The sequence below is a fragment of the Pseudomonas sp. Sample_10 genome, assembly GCF_004321495.1.
Lineage (GTDB): Bacteria > Pseudomonadota > Gammaproteobacteria > Pseudomonadales > Pseudomonadaceae > Aquipseudomonas.
In genome coordinates, this window is record NZ_RCOE01000218.1 from 1 (window position 1) to 2,974 (window position 2,974).

The 2,974-nt window shown below is 61.6% G+C and carries 2 protein-coding genes and 1 pseudogene; all 3 read right to left on the minus strand.

Going from position 1 to position 2,974, the window contains the following annotated elements; genetic code table 11:
- A partial coding sequence (locus tag D8U18_RS21270; RefSeq protein WP_131108358.1) for an FAD-binding oxidoreductase occupies positions 1–1,075 on the minus strand: 1,075 nt, incomplete at its 3' end.
- Positions 1,076–1,129: 54 nt separating this feature from the next.
- Entirely contained in the window at positions 1,130–2,620 is a 1,491-nt protein-coding gene (locus D8U18_RS21275; protein WP_130931671.1) for an aldehyde dehydrogenase, read from the minus strand.
- A gap of 174 nt (positions 2,621–2,794) precedes the next feature.
- A pseudogene (locus D8U18_RS21280) lies at positions 2,795–2,974 on the minus strand (glutamine synthetase); the annotation flags it as partial.

Genomic DNA, 2,974 nt, shown 5'->3' on the forward strand with positions numbered 1-2,974 from the left:
TACGGCCGAATTGCGGCATGCGCGACATGGTCAGCAGGAAGTTGCCGGTCCAGCGATAGTCGATCTTCACGTCCTTCAGTTGCGGGAAGGTCTTGAGGATTTTCGGGCGGATCAGTTGCTCGATGTCGTCCGGTTCACGGGCGCCGTAGACCACACCGCCGCCGTACAGCAAGCGGTTGTCGGCGGTCAGGCGGTAGTAATCGAGCAGGTAGTTGCAGTCTTCAACGCAGTAGTTGTTCTTGATCAGGCTACGCGCTTGCTGCGCCGACAACGGCTCGGTGACGACGATCTGCGAGCCGCACGGCATGCTCTTGCTGGTCACTCGGTTGTCGAGGCCTTGCGGCAGGTAGGCATTACCGGCGATCAACAGGTACTTGGCCTTCACCACGCCTTTGGCCGTGCGCACAGTGATCGGTTCGCCGTAAGTGATTTCCACCGCCGCCGATTGTTCGTAAATCTTGCCACCCAGGCCGATGATTGCCGAAGCCTCACCAAGGGCCAGGTTGAGCGGATGGATGTGGCCACCCTGCATATCCAGCAAGCCACCGACGTACGCCTGGGAACCGACTTCGCGCTTGATATCGGCTTCGCCGAGCAGTGTCAGGTTTTTGTTGCCGTAGCGTTCCCAGCTCTTCTTCTGCTCGGCCAGACCTTTGAGTTGCTTTTTGTTCATCGCCGCGAAAATGCCGCCGGGGCGGTAGTCGCACTGGATGTCGTAGTGCTGTATGCGCTGACGGATGATGTCGGCGCCTTCGAAAATCATGCTGCCGAGCACTTCGGCAGTCTTGTCGCCATAGCGCTCTTCGATGACATCGACGTCGCGACTGTAGGAGTTGACCAGTTGCCCACCGTTGCGCCCGCTGGCGCCGAAGCCGACTTTCGCCGCTTCAAGCACGGTGACGCTGTAGCCCGCTTCGGCCAGGAACAGCGCCGAAGACAGCCCGGTGTAGCCTGCGCCGATCACGCAGACATCGCAGTCCACCGCGCCTTCGAGCACCGGGAAATCACCGGTGAAGTTGCGAGTGGCGGCGTAGTAGCTGTTTACATGCTGTTGGGTTGAAGAGTTCTGTTTCATACGTTTCTCCGAAGGTCGCCGACAATGTGCCGACGACCGCCGCTTATAAAGGTCTTAGAGCTTGATCCAGGTCGCTTTGAGTTCGGTGTACTTGTCGAACGCATGCAGCGATTTGTCCCGACCGTTCCCCGACTGCTTGAACCCGCCAAACGGCGCGGTCATGTCGCCGCCGTCGTACTGGTTGACCCAGATGCTGCCGGCACGCAGGCCACGGGCGAAGGTGTGCGCCTTGCTCAGGTTGGCGGTCCAGACACCGGCGGCCAGGCCGTAGATGCTGTCGTTGGCAATCGCCAGGGCTTCTTGCGCCGTGTCGAAGGTGATCACCGACAACACCGGGCCGAAGATTTCTTCCTGGGCGATGGTCATGGCATTGGTCACGCCGTCGAAAATCGTCGGTTCCACGTACTGGCCACCGGTGTCTTCGAGGGTGCGGCTGCCACCGGCGATCAGCTGAGCGCCCTGCTCTTTGCCGATGGCGATGTAGCGCAGCACGTTGTCCAGTTGACGCTGGTCGACCACCGCGCCGACGGTGGTTGCAGGATCGAGCGCGTGTCCGGGTTTCCAGCCTTGCAGGGCTTCCACCAGCAGCGGAATGAACTGATCCCGGATCGAGCGTTCCACCAGCAAGCGCGAGCCAGCCGTGCAGACTTCGCCCTGGTTGAAGGCAATGGCACCAGCGGCGGCCTGTGCTGCAGCGCGCAAGTCCGGTGCGTCGGCGAACACCACGTTGGCGCTCTTGCCACCGGCTTCGGCCCAGACGCGTTTCATGTTGCTTTGTCCGGCGTAGATCATCAGCTGCTTGGCAATCGCCGTGGAGCCGGTGAAGGCCAGTACATCGACGTCCATGTGCAACGCCAGCGCCTTGCCGACGGTGTGGCCGAAGCCTGGCAAAACGTTGAATACGCCTTTGGGAATGCCCGCATCCAGTGCCAGTTGCGCGATGCGGATCGCCGTCAGGGGTGACTTCTCCGAAGGCTTGAGGATGAACGAGTTGCCCATCGCCAGGGCCGGGGCGAATTTCCAGCTGGCCATGATCAGCGGGAAGTTCCACGGCACGATGGCCGCCACTACGCCGGCCGCTTCGCGCGTCACCAGGCCCAGCTGATCGTGTGGTGTGGCGGCGACTTCGTCGTAGAGCTTGTCGATGGCCTCGGCGGTCCAGCGAATCGCGTTGGCGGCGGCCGGAATGTCGATGCTCATGGAGTCGCTGATCGGCTTGCCCATGTCGAGGGTTTCGAGCAACGCCAGTTCTTCCTGGTTGGCCAGGATCAAGTCGGCAAAGCGGATCAGGATGCGCTTGCGCTCAGCCGGGGCGAGGTTGGCCCAGACGCCGGATTCGAACGTGCGGCGTGCCACGGCGACGGCGGCGTTGGCATCGGCTTCATCGGTGCTGGCGACGTTCGCCAGGAAACGGCCGTCCACCGGGCTGATGCACTCGAACGTGGCGCCACTGGCAGCCGCGCAGTATTGGCCGTCGATGAAGGCACGGCTCTCGATGGTGAGGGACTGGAAGCGTTGCTCCCAATCGCTGCGAGTAATTGTCATTGTTGTGACTCGACGCAGGGGAATAGATGGTCGTGTTAACAGACGGAGCGAGTGGTAAGTAACCTGTGGCGAGGGAGCTTGCTCGCGCTGGACTGCGCAGCAGTCCCATCTTTTGGGGCCGCTACGCGGCCTGCGGGAGCAAGCTCCCTCGCCACGGGTTGGGTGTCGGCGCTGTTACACGGTGTGCAAGTACCAGTTGTACTCAAGGTCGGAAATGGAGTTCTCGAACTCGGCCAGCTCGCTCTCCTTGCACGCCACGAACACGTCGATGTACATCGGGTCGATGTACTTGGCCATGACTTCGCTGTCGTCCAGTTCGCGCAGTGCATCGCGCAGGTTGTTCGGCAGGCTTTG

Bases quoted from the DNA above. Each gene is read 5' to 3' on its own strand.
- D8U18_RS21275 (WP_130931671.1), bottom strand. From the start codon at position 2,620: ATGACAATTACTCGCAGCGATTGGGAGCAACGCTTCCAGTCCCTCACC.